The organism is Mycobacterium sp. M23085 (assembly GCF_045343915.1).
Lineage (GTDB): Bacteria > Actinomycetota > Actinomycetes > Mycobacteriales > Mycobacteriaceae > Mycobacterium.
The window spans coordinates 366,062-381,593 of sequence record NZ_CP174280.1 but is presented as its reverse complement, the minus strand read 5'-3'; the positions used below and the strand labels follow the sequence as shown (position 1 = coordinate 381,593).

Genomic DNA, 15,532 nt, shown 5'->3' with positions numbered 1-15,532 from the left:
CGCTGCAGGCGTGACGCTGCAGATCGATGACGAGAACCGGGTACGCACTCTCACGCTGAACCGGCCCGAGGCGCTCAACGCGTTCAACGAAGCCCTCTACGACGCCACGGCCGAGGCGTTGCTGACCGCCGCCGAGGATCCCGAGGTGGCGGTGGTCTTGCTGACGGGCGCGGGTCGTGGCTTCAGCGCCGGGACCGACCTGGCCGAGATGCAGGCTCGTATCACCGACCCCGGCTTCACCCCGGGCAAGCACGGCTTCATCGGGCTGATCAACGCGCTCAGCGCGTTTCCCAAACCGTTGATCTGCGCCGTGAACGGCGTCGGCGTCGGAATCGGCGCCACCATTCTCGGCTATGCCGATCTGGCGTTCATGTCCTCGACCGCCCGGCTGAAGTGCCCGTTCACCAGCTTGGGCGTGGCCCCCGAGGCGGCTTCGTCATACCTGCTGCCACAGCTGGTGGGCCGGCAGAACGCGGCCTGGCTGCTGATGTCGTCGGAATGGGTCGGCGCCGACGAGGCGTTGCGAATGGGCCTGGTCTGGCGCATCTGCGAGCCGGACGAGCTGATGGCGCAGGCCCGCCGGCACGCCGAAGTCCTTGCGTCCCGGCCGATTTCGAGTCTGATGGCCGTCAAGCACACCATGATGGAACCCGTGCGTCCGGAGATCGCGGCGGCCACTGCCCGGGAAAACGCGCACTTCGCCGAGCTCATGGGCGCACAAGCCAACGCGGCGGCCCTGGCCGACTTCAATAGACGCTGACGCGGTCGCTAGACCGACGGCGCGGTCTCCAGCTTCGCCGAGGCGGCGAGAATGGCCCGCAGCGTGCGCCGGCAGCGGCCGCAATCGCCTCCCGCGCCACAGGCGGCGGCGATCTCTTTGGAGGTCGATGCGCCCCGTGCGACGACATCGCACACCGTCTGGTTGGTAGCCCCAACACAGAGGCACACGTACATCAGCGCACCTCCAGCACGTCGGCGTCCCTTCGTCGAAATGTCGATCAAGCGTCTGCGATTCGTCTGTAGGCCCCGGTCTCCCGGCGTCGTCGGCCACGATGGGGAAGGGACGAATCCGCGTGCCGCTTATTAGTGGAGTCTAACCTAAGCCCGTTAGCTCAGTCTAACCTAACCAAGGGGTGACATACTTCACTTCGGCCGCCACTGAGCGCAGCCAACCCTTGCTGGAACATTCCAATCGGCCGTGGCAAAGTGCTGCTACAGCCCGAGTCTGTGCGCTTCAGCCCGCGCGCCGCCGCGGCCCTACACGACCGCCGCTCACACCATAGGAGTGACAATGCAAGGGGATCCGGAAGTTTTGCGTCTGCTCAACGAGCAGTTGACCAGCGAGCTGACCGCGATCAACCAATACTTCCTGCACTCCAAGATGCAGGACAACTGGGGGTTCACCGAGTTAGCTGAGCACACCCGGGCCGAGTCGTTCGACGAGATGCGACACGCCGAGGCGATCACCGACCGCATCCTGTTGCTCGACGGTTTGCCCAACTATCAGCGGCTCTTCTCGCTGCGCATCGGGCAGACGCTGCGTGAGCAGTTCGAAGCCGACCTGGCGATCGAATACGAGGTGATGGAGCGGCTCAAGCCGGCGATCATCCTGTGCCGGGAGAAGCAGGACTCCACCACAGCGAACCTTTTCGAGGAGATCGTGGCCGACGAGGAAAAGCACATCGACTACCTCGAGACACAGCTCGAGCTGATGGACAAACTGGGCGTGGAGCTGTACTCGGCCCAGTGCGTGTCGCGGCCACCCAGCTGATTCTCGGCCGCCGCCCCAGGCGAGGGTTTTGGTTGCCACCGGTTGACCCTGGGCACTCATTACCATCGAACGCCGAGGGAAGGCACGCATGACGAGGGCGACACCGGCGGCGGCTCCGGCCGACCACGATTCGAATTCGCAACCCGGCAATGTCGCGGTCGACTCGCACCGACGCAATTTCATCTTCGTGGCGATCCTGCTCGGCATGCTGATGGCCGCACTGGACCAGACGATCGTGGCGACCGCGTTGCCGACCATCGTCGCCGATCTCGGGGGAGCGGGCCATCAATCGTGGGTGGTCACCAGCTACCTGCTCGCCTCGACCATCATCACCGCCCTCGTCGGCAAGTTCGGTGACCTGTTCGGCCGCAAGCGGGTGTTCCAGGCGGCCGTCGTGTTCTTTGTCGCCGGGTCCGTGCTGTGCGGGCTCTCGACTTCGATGGGCCTGCTGGTCGCGTCGCGCGCACTGCAGGGCATCGGTGGTGGCGGACTCATGGTGACCGCCATGGCCCTGATCGGCGAGGTGATCCCGCTGCGGGACCGCGGCCGCTACCAGGGAGCGATGGGAGCGGTGTTCGGTGTCACCACCGTGATCGGTCCCTTGCTCGGTGGCTACTTCACCGACCACTTCACTTGGCGGTGGGCCTTCTGGATCAACGTGCCGATCTCGGTCGTGGTCTTCTTCGTGGCGGCCGCGGCCATCCCGGCGCTGACCCAGCGCACCAAGCCGGTCATCGACTACACCGGAATCATTCTCGTCGGCCTGGGGGCCGCCGGGCTGACCCTGGCCACCAGCTGGGGCGGGACCACCTATCCCTGGGGATCGCCCACGATCATCGGCCTGTTCGTCGCCTCGGTGATCGCCTTGTGCATGTTCGCGTGGGTGGAGAGCCGCGCCGCCGCACCGATCCTGCCTATCCGGCTGTTTCGGAGTTCGGTGTTCACCGTCTGCTGTGTGCTGTCGTTCGTGGTCGGGTTCGCCATGTTGGGCGCCCTGACGTTCCTGCCGACGTACATGCAGTTCGTCGACGGTGTCTCGGCCACCACGTCGGGGCTGCGCACCTTGCCGATGGTGATCGGGATGCTGACCACCTCGATGGGCAGTGGCGTCATCGTCGGCCGCACGGGCAGATACAAAGTCTTCCCCATCGCCGGCACCGCCGTCATGGCGGTGGCGTTCTTCCTGATGTCGCGGATGGACCCGTCGACCTCCGCCGTCGTCCAATCGCTGTTCCTCGTCATCCTCGGCGCCGGGATCGGGATGTGCATGCAGACCCTGGTCCTGATCGTGCAGAACACGTCGAGCTTCGACGATCTCGGCGTGGCGACCTCCGGCGTCACCTTCTTCCGCACGATCGGCAGCTCGTTCGGAGCCGCCATCTTCGGTTCACTGTTCACAAACTTTCTGCACAGCCGGCTCGGCCCGGCGATGATGGCCAGCCACGCGCCGCCCGCGGCCGCCGCGTCGCCGGAGGCGTTGCATCGGCTGCCCCGCCAGGCGGCAGCCCCGATCGTCGCCGCCTACGCCGAGTCGCTCACCCAGGTTTTCCTGTGGGCGGTTCCGGTCGCGCTGGCGGGGTTCGTGCTGGCGTTGTTCCTGCGCGAGGTCCCGCTCCAGGAATTCCACGACAGCACAGTCGATCTCGGCGATGCGTTCGGGATGCCGACCAGTGAGACACCGGACCAGATGTTGGAGAACACGATTGCACGGATGATGCGCGGTGTTCCCGGCATGCGGTTGCGCAGCATCGCGATGCGGCCCGACTGCCGACTCGACGTCGCCGGGTTGTGGGGAGTTCTGCGGATCAATCGCTATACGCAGATGTACGGCAAAGCTCGGGTCACCGACATGGCCGACTATCTACAGGTACCGTTCGAGGTTCTCGAACCCACCTTCGCGCGGTTGGTGTCCGCGGGTTACGTGCGGCGCGACGCCGAGCAGATGTGGCTCACGCCGGCCGGGGTTCAACAAGTCGCCTACGTGCACTCGCTGCTGTTGGCCTGGCTCGTCGACAAGCTCGCCCGGTCACCGGGCTTCGAGGGCCGCCCAGACCGCCGCGCTGTGGAAGCGGCGCTGGATCGCGTTGCGCATCGCGTTCTGGCGCAACGCGATTGGCACGAAGAGCAACCGACGGTGGCGATCCCGTCGGCCGTCCACTAGCCGGTGCCGGTGGGCATCCGCCGGCATCCCCGTCGCGGGCCCCTTCCCGGGCGTACCATCACGCCATGAGTCGAATCGGAACGTTTGCTGACGACGACCTGGCCGGCTGGTTCGCGAAGTCTCCGGACATCGGCGGCGCGCTGGGCGGTTTCAGCCAGGCGGTTTACACCAAGAACCGGTTGCCGCTGCGCACCCGCGAACTGGCCCGCACGGTGATCGCCCACCACAACGAATGCGTGGTGTGCGTCAATACCCGAGACGAAGATGGGCCCGCCGCGGGCGTTGACGAGGAGTTGTACGACCACGTCCACGAGTGGCGCACCTGGCCGGGCTACAGCGAACAGGAACGGCTGGCCGCCGAGTTCGCGGACCGATTCGCCACCGACCACACCGCCCTGCGCGACGACGAAGACTTCTGGCGCCGGTGCGCCGAGCACTTCTCCGATGAGTTGCTCGCGGACCTGGCGCTGTCCTGTGCGCTGTGGGTCGGCATGGGTCGCGTGCTGCGGACCCTCGACATCGGCCAGGCTTGCAAGCTCACCATCCCCAGCCGCGCCTAGTCTCGCGCCCTGCACGCCCGGGCGACGGCGACGCGGCCCCGGGGCACAAAGGGTGGCGCGGTGATGTTGCGCTGTGGGTGAGAGAACTCAGAGGGAGGCGGCGGTGAAGATTCGCTTCGGCGTCGGCCTGGGCGCCGATACCGCCCCGGATCAGTTGGCCGCCATCGTCGATCATCTCGAGACCGCCGGGGTGGACTCGCTGTGGTTTTCCGAACTGGTGTATTCCCCGGCGGTCGATCCGGTGGTCGGCATGGCGTACGCGCTCGCGCGGACGACCCGGTTGAAGGTGGGCACGTCGGTGGCCGTGTTGCCGGGGCGGCATCCGGTGCTGGTGGCCAAACAGTTGGCGTCGCTGGCGGCCGTCGCACCGAAGCGGGTGCTGCCCGTCTTCGGCCTGCGCTCGGCCATACCGGCCGAACGCGAAGTATTCGTGGTCCCCGACGGCGAGCGCGCGGCGGTGTTCGACGAGTCGCTGCGGCTGCTGCGTGCGGCGCTGGTCGAGGAGTCGGCGACGTTCACCGGACGGTATTTCGCAGTCACCGATGTCGCCGTCGCCCCGAAACCGGCGCCGCCGCTGGACATTTGGGTGGGCGGTTCGGCGCCGGCGGCATTCCGGCGCATCGGCGCGCTGGGCGACGGCTGGCTGGGCAGCTTTCTCACCCCGGCGGAGGCGCGGGCCGGGCGTGCAGCGATCGAGCGGGCGGCCGCGCAAGCGGGCCGCACCATCGAACCCGATCACTTCGGCATCTCGTTGGCCATTGCGGACGAGGAATTACCCGCGGAGCTCGCCGCCGCGGTACGACGCCGTCGCCCGAACCGCGATCCAGGCGAGCTCGTCGCCGCCGGGTGGGACCGGCTGCACCGGCAACTCGACGCCTACATCGAGGCAGGATTGACGAAATTCGTCATAAGGCCGGTGGGCCAAGCGCCGGTCGGCGACTTTCTCGACCGGTTCGTCACCGAACTCGTCGCCCGGCAGAACTGAGCGGTGCTGTGACGCCGTTGGTCGTGCGGAGCCGTTCGGGGTTGGGAGGATGGCTGCCATGACCGGCACTCCGCTTGCCGCCGCGGCCATCGCCCAGCTTGAGGCTGGGGGCGTCGACACCGTCATCGGCACGGTGGTGAATCCCGCCGGGCTCGTCTTGGCCAAAACCGTCCCGATCCGGCGAACCAACGCGTTCGCGGATCCCGGCTTGGGGGCCAGCCCTTCCTGGCACGCGTTCACCATCGATCAGACCGGCATCGCCTTCACCGCCGACGCGGGCGTAGTGGGGGATCAACGACTCCGCATCGACTTGTCCGCGTTGCGCATCGTCGGTGACGGTCTGGCCTGGGCGCCGGCCGCATTTTTCGAACAGGACGGCGCACCGGTTCAGACCTGCAGCCGCGGAACATTGCGGCGGATCGAGGCGGCACTCACCGAAGCCGGGATCGAGGCCGCGATCGGGCACGAGATCGAATTCCTGCTGGTCGCCCCGGACGGCAGCCGGCTGCCGTCGACGTTGTGGGCCCAGTACGGCCTGGCCGGGGTGCTCGAGCACGAAGCGTTCGTGCGCGAGGTGGTCGGGTCGGCGGCGGGTGTCGGCATCGCGATCGAACAGTTTCACCCCGAATACGGCGCCAACCAGTTCGAGATCTCGCTGTCCCCCCAGCCGCCGGTGGCCGCCGCCGATCAGCTGATACTGATGCGGCTCATCATCGGCCGCGCGGCCCGCCGCCACGGGCTGCGCATCAGCCTGTCGCCGGCGCCCTTCGCCGACGGCGTCGGCTCCGGTGCCCACCAACACTTTTCGTTGACCACTCCCGAACGACCGCTGTTCTGCGACGGCACCCAAACCCGGGGGATGACCGCGGCGGGGGAGAACGCGGTCGCGGGTGTGGTTCGCGGTCTGCCGCAGGCTCAAGGCGTGCTGTGCGGGTCCATCGTCTCCGGCTTGCGGATGCGGCCCGGCAACTGGGCCGGCGCCTACGCGTGCTGGGGCACCGAAAATCGTGAGGCGGCAGTCCGATTCGTCACCGGCGGGCCGGGAAGTCCGCGTGGCGGCAACGTCGAGGTCAAGATCGTCGACCCGTCCGCGAACCCTTACCTGGCATCGGCGGCCATCCTGGGGCTGGCCCTGGACGGCATCAAGTGCCAGGCGACCCTGCCTGCGGAGATAACGGTCGACCCGGCGACCCTCTCCGATTCCGACCGTGAGCGCGACGGCGTCGTGCGCCTCACCGATTCACAAGCCGAAGCGATTGCGGCACTTGATGGTTCAGAGGAGCTGCGACGCATCCTGGGCGACCCGGTGGTCGACATGGTGGTCGCGGTTCGCCGCCTGGAACAGGAACGCTACGGTGACCTGGGCCCCGAGCAATTGGCGGACAAATTCCGCATGGCCTGGAGTCTGTGACGGCCCGGTTATGGTCTCCGACACTGGCGTCCTGGCCCAACACATCTCCGAAGTAGCACTGATCGATCAACACGTCCACGGGTGCTGGCTGACGCCCGGCGACCGGCAGCGATTCGAAAACGCGCTCAACGAGGCCAACGGCGAGCCGATCGCCCACCCGGGTTTCGACTCCCAACTCGGGTTCGCGGTGCGCGCGCATTGCGCCCCCGTCCTGGGACTGCCCAAACACGCTGATCCGCAAGCCTATTGGGAGCGTCGTAGTCAGCTCTCCGAAGACGAACTGGCGCGGTTGTTCCTGAGCGCCGCCGGGGTGAGCGACTGGCTGGTGGATACCGGAATCGGCGGCAGTGATGTGGCCGGTGTCGCGGAAATGGCTCGGCTGTCCGGCCGTCATGCGCGCGAGGTCGTCCGTCTCGAGGAGGTGGCCGAGCAGGCCGCGCGGGCGCAGGGTGATTACGCGTCGGCGTTCGCGGAGATCCTGCACCGGCGCGCAGCCGGCGCGGTCGGGACCAAATCGATCCTGGCCTACCGGGGCGGGTTCGATGGCGACCTGAGCGAACCGTCGACGGCGGAGGTCGCCGATGCGGCAGGCCGCTGGCGCGAGCGCGGCGGCACCCGGTTGCAGGACCGGATTCTGTTGCGGTTCGGGTTGTATCAGGCGCTGCGGCTGGGCAAGCCGCTGCAGTTGCACGTCGGATTCGGTGATCGTGACTGCGACCTGCACAAGGCCAATCCCCTGCTGCTGGTCGACTTTCTGCGCACCGCCGCGGACGTCCCGATCGTGCTGCTGCATTGCTATCCCTATGAGCGCGAGGCGGGTTATCTGGCCCAAGCGTTCAACAACGTCTATCTGGACGGCGGCTTGAGCATCAACCACTTGGGCGCGCGGTCACCGGCATTCCTGGCCCGATTGCTGGAGATGGCGCCCTTTTCCAAGATCCTCTACTCGTCCGACGGATTCGGGCCGGCAGAACTGCACTTCCTCGGCACGGTTTTGTGGCGCAGGGGTATCGAGCGGGTCCTGCGTGAATTTGTCGACCGCGACGACTGGAGCGAGCCAGACGCCCTCCGGGTGGTCGACCTCATCGCCCGCGAGAACGCCGCGCGCATCTACCGCGTTTGACCCCCGGCAACGCGGGGGTATGTCTCCGGCTATGGCGACCGCGAAGGGCGTCCTGGGCTGGGCCCGCGACAAGGTGGTGTCGTGGGTACCTAAGGCCGACCTCGACCAGCGGGATCCGGACTACATCCGCGACCAGCTGCCGGGAACCTGGTTGCTGGCGTCGTTCTATTTCAGGTCGGACGTGCGGGGCCTCGACCGCATTCCGGCTGAGGGCCCCGTGCTGCTGGTGGGCAACCACAGCGGCGGCAACGTGCCGCCCGACACCTTCGTGTTCACCCTCGCGTTCTGCTCTTATTTCGGCGTCGAGCGGCCCTTCTACCAGTTGGCCCACGACCTCGTCGTCTCCGCACCGCCGCTGGGCGCGTTGCGCAAATTCGGCACGGTCGCCGCCAACCCCGAGAACGCTCGCCTCGCACTCGATTCCGGCGCCGCGCTGCTGGTCTACCCCGGAGGCGACTACGAGGTGTTCCGGCCCTCATGGGAACGCCACAAGGTCGACTTCGGCGGACGCATGGGTTACGTGAAGCTGGCCCGCGAGGCCGGGGTGCCGATCGTTCCCGTCGCCAGCGTCGGTGGGCAGGAAAGCGCGCTCTTCCTCAACCGGGGGCAGTGGCTGGCCAAGTTGCTGATGGCCGACAAGTTGCTTCGGCTCAAGAGCATCCCGATATCGTTGGCGCTGCCCTGGGGCCTGAACATCAGCGACCTGGCGGGTCACATTCCGTTACCCACCAAGATCGTGATCGAGGTTCAAGACCCCATCGAGGTCGACGGCGACGATCAAGCGGTGCACGACAAGGTGATGGCCTCCCTGCAGGGGGGCGTCGACCGCTTGGCCGCCGAGCGACGATTCCCGGTGATCGGCTGATGCGCGTCGAACGCCACTGCGTCATCAACGCCGACCGCGCCGACGTGTGGAAGATCGTCAGCGACCCGGACTGCTACCCGTTGTTCATGACGAACCTGGAGCGATGGGAGTCGTCGAACGACAAAGCGGCCGGCGTCGGTGCCCGCTATACCGTGCACTGGAAGATCGGCTCCGTACCCGTCGGCGGCTTGATCGAGGTGGTCGAGTTCGACGAGGGACGCGACCTGGCCTGGGTGGGCATCACCGGCGTCACGCTGCGCGGGCGGATGCGGTTGCGCGACAGAGGCGACGGCTGCACAAAGGTGACGTTCCGGCTGTCGTATCAGGCGCCCGGCGGATTACTTGGGTACATCGCCGACCGGATCGCCGTGCGCCAGGTGGGACGCACCCTTGCGGATACGTTGAAACGCCTGCGGAAGATGGCCGAGTCGTAGCTGTTCTGGTGAACGCGACGCTTCGCCGCAACCTTGACCACCGGAACCGGTTCCGACGCGTCGAAATTCGCGGAATTCGTCCGCTATCACGTAGGAAGCGGTATCACTCTGCTTAGCTGGACCTGGCTACGAATCATCATCGGTCCGCGCAGGTCGATCACCGGATGGAGCCAGCTATGTCACTCTCGACCGCGGCGGTCTTTATGGGGTGATTGAGGAGGTGAAGGCATGCCAGGAGTGGCCGACCTCGCCCTTGGACTGGCACCGATTGCCGGTGGGATGGCGCTCGGCGCTGCGGCGGGATATTTGAAGGGTCCGGATGTTCGCCGCGCGATCAAGCAGGACATGGAACTGCTGAAGGACTTACCACCGGAACAGCTGGAGCGACGAACCGAACTCCAGCGCAGCATCGATACGCGTATCGACGACCTTATCGCGGCCACCAACCGGTACCGGTCGCTTCGCAGAGCAGCTGGCACCTACCAAGGCAGCCTGCGCGACGTACTGCTGCTCGTCTGCGCGATTCTGTTCACCGGGATCTGGTGGAGCACCGATCACCACAAGAGCAACTGGCTCCCGATGTTCGTTGTCCTCATTGTGGTTTCGGTGTGGGCGGCCGCGTATGCGCTCCGCGGTCTCCATATCGGCGTGGTCAACTTCATTCGTCGGCAGGACCGACATTCAGCGCCACCGCAACCGTGAAAAACCGGCCGCGTTGGCTGAACTACAAAGCCGCATGTCAGCGCGTTGATAACGGCCGTACAACGCGCGGCTAGGTGTTCTGACCTGACAGGTTAGGTACGCGGGTGGCGGGTGGTTGGCCGCCGAGTGCAGTGTGGCCGCGGTGGTGATTGTAGGTGTGTAGCCAGATGGGGAACTGTTCGCAGCGTTCGGTGTCGCTGGTGTAGAGGCGGGCATAGGCCCATTCGTCGGCCAAGGTCCGGTGGAATCTCTCCACTTTGCCGTTGGTTTGAGGGCGATAGGGGCGGGTCCTGCGGTGCTCGATGTCATCTAGGGCATCGCGGAATGCGTGGGATCGGTAGCAGGAACCGTTGTCTGTCAGCACTTTTCGAACAGTGATGCCGCATTGGTTGAACCAGCTGTTAGCGCGTGTCCAAAACGCGGCGGCGGTGTCTTTGCGTTCGTCGGTCAAGATCTCGCTGTAGACGAGCCGTGAGTGCCCGTCTAAGGCGGTATGCAGGAAATGGTGCCCACGCAAGGGATGACGGTGCTTACTCGATAGCCCCGAACTCTTGTCGGCCTGAGCGTTGCGGTTGCCGACGGTGCGGCCCAGCATCCGCCAGCCACCGCCGGCCGGGATCTTGCCCAGTTTCTTGACATCGACATGGACCAAATCACCGGGCTTGACGGATTCGATACGACGAATGACACGCCCAGTCGGGCGATCCAGCCAGCGCAGTTTGGCCAATCCGTAGCGGGTCAACACGCGGTGCACGGTCGAGGGGTGAATGCCCAGCAGGTAACCAATACGCGCGGGTCCCCAGCGTCGCAGGACGCGAAGTTTGATGATCCGCCGCTCGATGCGTGCAGGCGTGCGATTCGGGCTGCGGTGCGGCCGTGAGCTGCGATCAACCATCCCCGCTAAGCCGTGGTTGCGATAACGGTGGGCCCAGCGGGCCGCCGTGGTGGGCGACACCTGGAACCGCTCGGCGGCCCGGCGCAGCGGCCAACCGTCTTCGACAACACAACGGGCCAGCCTTAGTCGACCGGTTTCTGACAAGGGGGCATTACGGTGGGACACGAAGACCTCCGAAGTGAGTGGTGCGTTCCTTGACAGCTCGCACTTCACTCGGAGGTCTTCGCTATGTCACCACGCCACGCCGTCCCTAACGTCTGTGGTCAGAACAGCTAGGCTAGGCGGTTTGCCGCAAAGTGCCGCGTGCACTTCCTGTCTCGGATCACTGCCTTCCCGGTACTCGCTCTAAGACGTCGTCGAGCCCCCACCGGGCCCGCGCTATCACCATCGCAATACCTAACTTGGGCGTTCAGGCGTGCACAGCCGGCCAAAACGACCCGACTGACCGATGGGCCGGAGCAGAATTTGAATGCGTGCGGCGCAAACCCAGTGCCCATAGCTCCTCGAGGAGGAGGGAGTCATGACCACCAATATCCGCCAGTTTGCGCAAGGGATGACCCAAACCCCAACCCACAACGATTCCAACCGCTTAGGGGATTGATGTACGAGGGCAAGCCCCAACCGGGGTGTTCACAGCGAAAGAAGTTTCAGTCAGGCGAGATCGTCGTCGCCGCAGTGCACTACCACCCAGGACCAGCGATGGTATTTGGTTTATGGACGTGAATTGGATGAACGATGAAGAAAATCATAACTTGCGCTTCAGCGGTACCTTTCGGCTTCTGCGCGTTAGTCATCCTGCCGGCCGGGTCGGCTCACGCCGACCTCTGCCCGTACCCGGGCATTGGGTCCGGTGGCGGCGCTTTGTTCGCACAAGGTGGCTTCTGCGACTACCCGACCGAGATTAATGGCTCGCATATGCATTGCGAGGCAGGTGGTTTCGGCGTCAATGGCCTTATCGGTGCGTCCAACAACGGCGTGAGCGGCGGGATTGGCGGTGCCGGCATCGGCGCTCTTAGTTGTAGTTGGCGGTGTCCAGACGGCGCGATGGCACCGGCACCCAACCCGCCAGGACTGTGGAGGGAATACATGGTGGTGATGAACTCGACAAATTTTTGTAAAGACCACATGGCTCCGGAGGGTTTTTGGAGCGAGCCGGTCTTACCGACTGAGGGAATCCCGCCGGGTGGCCAACCACAGCAAGCACCGGAAGTACCGGGACCGCCACCCCCGCCAGGGCCATCCGCGCCGTTGCAAATCATCCCAGGCATTCCGGGAGCACTGACACCGGGAATACCTAATCCATAATGGTCGAGATAGTCGTTGCTTCTCATCGGAGACTGCGTGACGGTTCAACTCGGTTCTCTCTCGGTGCGAACGCCAGCTAGGTAGGTGGTGATCGTCCCAATGCGGGCCACAGAGTGAATCCGTCAGACTAATGCAGTCGCGTCGAATACCCAGCTGGTATCCCCACTTGCCAAGCCCTCGAAGTGGTTCGGGGGAGCGAAGGCCACCAGGCTGTTGAAGTCCCAATAGTCTTTCCAGACAGTCACTTTGCCGTCGACGACCTTATGGACCGTCACGAATCGCAGCACACCCTGCTCACCCGTGGCGAATGTCCATGTCTCAGAATGCTCGTAGAGCACGTCGGAGCCGTTGGACACCAGCACACCGGCGTGATTCTCGTAGCCGGCCAACCGCTCCAGACCCATCCTGAGGCGTTTGACGATGTCCTCCGGACCGCGGGCCGACAACGCCGGCACCGGCATGTCGACATAGAGGCAGTCCTCGGACAGGAAGGTCTTGATCGCTTCCCAGTCCCGCCGCGAAAGGGCTTGCCACAGCCCACGCACGACATCCTCGACCGCCACCATAGAAGCCTCTGCCATAGCGGCAAATAAAACTCCGTCGCCGTCTTGGTGTCAACAAGTGGGGCCACAGGTACGGCACGCGGCCCAGGCGCTCACACGGCGCGACGCTAGCCGTCCACCGCGGCCATCGACCGGGCCGGCCCCAGGTTCACCGGCAAGGACGACCAACCCCGCAGAACGCGGGTTTCGCGCCTGCTTCCGGCGCCCGCCGCGCGCACCTCGGGGAACCGGTCGAAAAACGTGCGCAGTCCGACTTCGCCCTCGGCGCGGGCGAGGGCCGCGCCCAGACAGAAGTGGCGACCCCCGGAAAAGGCGAGATGCCTTCCGGCGTTGTCCCTTTCGATGTCGAAGCGGTGCGGATCGGGGAACACGGCCGGATCCCGGTTGGCAGCAGCCAGATACACCACCACCAAATCACCACGCTGCAACTGCCGGCCGGCGATCTCGACATCGTTGAGCGCGATCCGCGCGGTCAGCTGTACCGGCGATTCCAGCCGCAGGATCTCTTCGACGGCGTTGGGCCACAATTCGGGACGCCGTCGTAGCGTGTCGAGGTGCTGAGGCGCGTCCAACAGCATCCCAATCCCGTTGCCGAGCAGGTTCACCGTGGTCTCGAAGCCGGCGGCCAACACCAGACCGGCGATTGCGTGAAGCTCCCTATCGTCCAGATACGTTCCCGCAGAACCGCTTTCGGCGGTCTGGATCAGCTGGCTCATCAAGTTGTCGCTGGGGTCCAGGCGCAACTGCTGCAGATGCTCATCAAGCCACGAGCTGAAGCCGGCGAGCCCACGCTGCACGCTGCGGTATTCCCGCCACGGCAACCCGATGTCGAGGCTCGGCGCGGCCAGTTCACCGAACTCCAGCACCCGCCGCCGCTCCGACTCGGGTACACCGAGGATGTCGCTGATGATCGAGACGGGAAGTTGTGAGCAATATCGGCCGACGATGTCCACCACGCCCGACTCGCCGGCCAGCCGGTCCAACAGCTCGGCGGCGGTCTGCTCGACCCGATCTCGCAGCGTGGCAACCGCCCTCGGGGTGAACACCGCCGACACGGTCTTGCGGTAGCGGGTGTGATCGGGCGGCTCGACGGCCAGCAGTGAAGGTGCGCGCAGTGGATGTAGCAGGTCGTCGCGGGTGCGGCGCTCCACCCATCGCAACGGCGCCGGCAGATTCGATCCGAAGATCAGCACCCGGAAATCATCGGACCGCAGCAGCTCATGGGCGAGTGCGTGATCGGCCGTCAGGTAGGCGACGCGGCCTTTGACCAGCTTGCCGCGGGCGCGGACTTCGTCGTAGTACCGCACCGGGTCGGCGGCCACCGCCGGATCGGCGATCAGCCTGGCCTGGACGTCACCCCGGCGGGCCCCGAGCGCCGCGGCGCCCCGGATGAAGCCATGCATGGCGAACCAGTGCAATCGTTCCTTCACCGACCCCTCCCTCGTTCAGGTGTGGTTTCGAGCCTAGGCCCCGACCACCTCGGGAGTCAGCACTGCGCGACGATTTTGAAGTCGGTGTTCACCACCTTGTTGGGGTTGCTGCTGTTGATGCCGTAGGCGCTGCCGGTGATGGTGAACGCGTCGTTGGTGAGGTCGACGTGCGCGTCCCCCACTCCGCCCTGCCAGAAGCTGCCGGTGAATCCGTCGATATTGCGGATCTTCACCCACTGCGGCATCACTCGGTAACCGCTGAGCAACACCACCGCTTCGACGGCGCCGTCGCGGTCCGGGATGCTGATGGTGCGGTACATCTGGTCTTGCCGGCACGCGGGGGGACGCGTCGTGTGAGTGGCGCCGTCGATGGTCAGACGGGCGGCCCGACGAGGTGTCGTCTGCCCCGCACTGCACCCGGCGACGCTGACGACGACGCCAGCTACAGCCAAAGCGACTGCAAGAAAACGGTTTTGCACCAGCCGACCTCCTTATTGTTGCTTCGGCATCAGCGCGGGCAGGGATTTGACGATGCTGCGTCGCACGAACTCCGGACTCAGCCCCTTGAACAAGTCGATCAAGCGAATGCTCTTCGGTACATACCAGTGCAACCGCTTCTGATGGTGATAGGCCTGCCACGCCGTCTCGGCCACGCTGCTTGCCGGCATCAACCTGAGCATGCCCTTCTTGGGCGCGGTGGCCCGCAGTTGCTCCGCTGTCATGGGCGCGCGGCCGTCGGCGGAGTGGTTGGTCGTCGTCGTGAGGATGGCGGTGTCGATCAGGCCGGGCAGCACGTCGGCGACGCGCACACCGTGTCGCTGCCATTCCACACTCAGCGCCTCGGTCAGACCCTTGACCGCGTGCTTGGTGGACGAGTAGACGGCGAGGCGGGGCATGCCGTAGGTGGCCGACGACGATGACGTCGAGAACATCAGGCTGCCGGGTGCCTTTTTGAGGTAGGGCAGCGAAAGGTACGCGCCGGTCAGTACCGCTTTGAAGTTCACGTCGACCACGCGCATCGCGGCCTCGTAGGGCACGTCCTCGAACCAGCCGGATTCGCCGATACCGGCGTTGTTCCACATCATGTCGAGTCCGCCACCGCTGTTGCCGGCGCAGAAATCGGCCAGGGCGGCTTCCAGGGCCGCCCGGTCCGTCACGTCGACGGCGCGGGTCCACAGTCGATCGCCGCCGAGTTCTTCGGTCAGCGCCGCCAGGCCATCATCGTTGCGGTCAACCGCGCCAACGCGCCAGCCCTTGCCGTGGAACAGCTTTGCTCCCTCGCGGCCCATGCCGCTGCCGGCGCCGGTGATGAAGACCGATTTCACGA

The 15,532-nt window shown here is 65.6% G+C and carries 16 protein-coding genes; 10 read left to right on the top strand and 6 right to left on the bottom strand.

Annotated features, from left to right (window positions below):
- Window positions 1-10: 10 nt before the first annotated feature.
- Window positions 11-760: an enoyl-CoA hydratase/isomerase family protein gene (locus tag ACIUM1_RS01625; protein ID WP_406815568.1), complete on the top strand. Its 750-nt coding sequence runs from the start codon at window positions 11-13 to the stop codon at window positions 758-760.
- Window positions 761-768: 8 nt separating this feature from the next.
- Here the strand turns inward: ACIUM1_RS01625 and ACIUM1_RS01620 are convergent, their stop codons facing one another.
- Window positions 769-954, bottom strand: a complete 186-nt coding sequence (locus tag ACIUM1_RS01620; protein WP_406815567.1) for a bacterioferritin-associated ferredoxin — start codon at window positions 952-954, stop codon at window positions 769-771.
- Window positions 955-1,291: 337 nt separating this feature from the next.
- On the opposite strand from ACIUM1_RS01620, the gene bfr reads away from it, so the two are divergent.
- From bfr to ACIUM1_RS01575, 9 genes are all read left to right on the top strand, one after another.
- A complete protein-coding gene (gene bfr / locus ACIUM1_RS01615) occupies window positions 1,292-1,771 on the top strand; it encodes a bacterioferritin (protein ID WP_406815566.1) in 480 nt (159 codons plus the stop codon).
- Between the two features lie 88 nt (window positions 1,772-1,859).
- Complete coding sequence (locus ACIUM1_RS01610) at window positions 1,860-3,932, top strand: DHA2 family efflux MFS transporter permease subunit (protein ID WP_406815565.1); 2,073 nt, start codon at window positions 1,860-1,862, stop codon at window positions 3,930-3,932.
- Window positions 3,933-3,997: 65 nt separating this feature from the next.
- A complete protein-coding gene (locus tag ACIUM1_RS01605) occupies window positions 3,998-4,492 on the top strand; it encodes a carboxymuconolactone decarboxylase family protein (protein WP_406815564.1) in 495 nt (164 codons plus the stop codon).
- Window positions 4,493-4,595: 103 nt separating this feature from the next.
- On the top strand, window positions 4,596-5,477 hold the full coding sequence (locus ACIUM1_RS01600) for a TIGR03854 family LLM class F420-dependent oxidoreductase (protein ID WP_406815563.1): 882 nt from the start codon (window positions 4,596-4,598) through the stop codon (window positions 5,475-5,477).
- A gap of 58 nt (window positions 5,478-5,535) precedes the next feature.
- Window positions 5,536-6,888 carry a glutamine synthetase gene (locus ACIUM1_RS01595; protein ID WP_406815562.1) on the top strand — a complete coding sequence of 451 codons (1,353 nt, stop codon included), beginning with the start codon at window positions 5,536-5,538 and terminating at the stop codon, window positions 6,886-6,888.
- Between the two features lie 10 nt (window positions 6,889-6,898).
- On the top strand, window positions 6,899-8,011 hold the full coding sequence (locus ACIUM1_RS01590) for an amidohydrolase family protein (protein ID WP_406815561.1): 1,113 nt from the start codon (window positions 6,899-6,901) through the stop codon (window positions 8,009-8,011).
- 31 nt (window positions 8,012-8,042) lie between these two features.
- Window positions 8,043-8,876 carry a lysophospholipid acyltransferase family protein gene (locus ACIUM1_RS01585; RefSeq protein WP_406815560.1) on the top strand — a complete coding sequence of 278 codons (834 nt, stop codon included), beginning with the start codon at window positions 8,043-8,045 and terminating at the stop codon, window positions 8,874-8,876.
- Window positions 8,876-9,310 (top strand): SRPBCC family protein, encoded by a 435-nt coding sequence (locus tag ACIUM1_RS01580; RefSeq protein WP_406815559.1) that lies wholly within the window; start codon window positions 8,876-8,878, stop codon window positions 9,308-9,310. Before ACIUM1_RS01585 ends, ACIUM1_RS01580 begins: the two co-directional genes overlap by 1 nt.
- Window positions 9,311-9,538: 228 nt before the next feature.
- Window positions 9,539-10,012, top strand: coding sequence for a hypothetical protein (locus ACIUM1_RS01575; RefSeq protein ID WP_406815558.1), 474 nt, complete (start codon window positions 9,539-9,541; stop codon window positions 10,010-10,012).
- A gap of 70 nt (window positions 10,013-10,082) precedes the next feature.
- On the opposite strand, the gene ACIUM1_RS01570 is transcribed toward ACIUM1_RS01575, so the two are convergent.
- The 5 genes from ACIUM1_RS01570 to ACIUM1_RS01550 all read right to left on the bottom strand — a co-directional run bounded on the left by ACIUM1_RS01570 (window position 10,083) and on the right by ACIUM1_RS01550 (window position 15,530).
- On the bottom strand, window positions 10,083-11,072 hold the full coding sequence (locus ACIUM1_RS01570) for an IS481 family transposase (protein ID WP_406815557.1): 990 nt from the start codon (window positions 11,070-11,072) through the stop codon (window positions 10,083-10,085).
- A gap of 1,262 nt (window positions 11,073-12,334) precedes the next feature.
- Window positions 12,335-12,778 (bottom strand): nuclear transport factor 2 family protein, encoded by a 444-nt coding sequence (locus ACIUM1_RS01565; protein ID WP_406817899.1) that lies wholly within the window; start codon window positions 12,776-12,778, stop codon window positions 12,335-12,337.
- Between the two features lie 104 nt (window positions 12,779-12,882).
- Entirely contained in the window at window positions 12,883-14,205 is a 1,323-nt protein-coding gene (locus tag ACIUM1_RS01560) for a cytochrome P450 (RefSeq protein ID WP_406815556.1), read from the bottom strand.
- 56 nt (window positions 14,206-14,261) lie between these two features.
- Window positions 14,262-14,684: a lipoprotein LpqH gene (locus ACIUM1_RS01555; RefSeq protein WP_406815555.1), complete on the bottom strand. Its 423-nt coding sequence runs from the start codon at window positions 14,682-14,684 to the stop codon at window positions 14,262-14,264.
- A 12-nt stretch (window positions 14,685-14,696) separates the two neighbouring features.
- On the bottom strand, window positions 14,697-15,530 hold the full coding sequence (locus ACIUM1_RS01550) for an SDR family oxidoreductase (protein WP_406815554.1): 834 nt from the start codon (window positions 15,528-15,530) through the stop codon (window positions 14,697-14,699).
- Window positions 15,531-15,532: the final 2 nt, after the last annotated feature.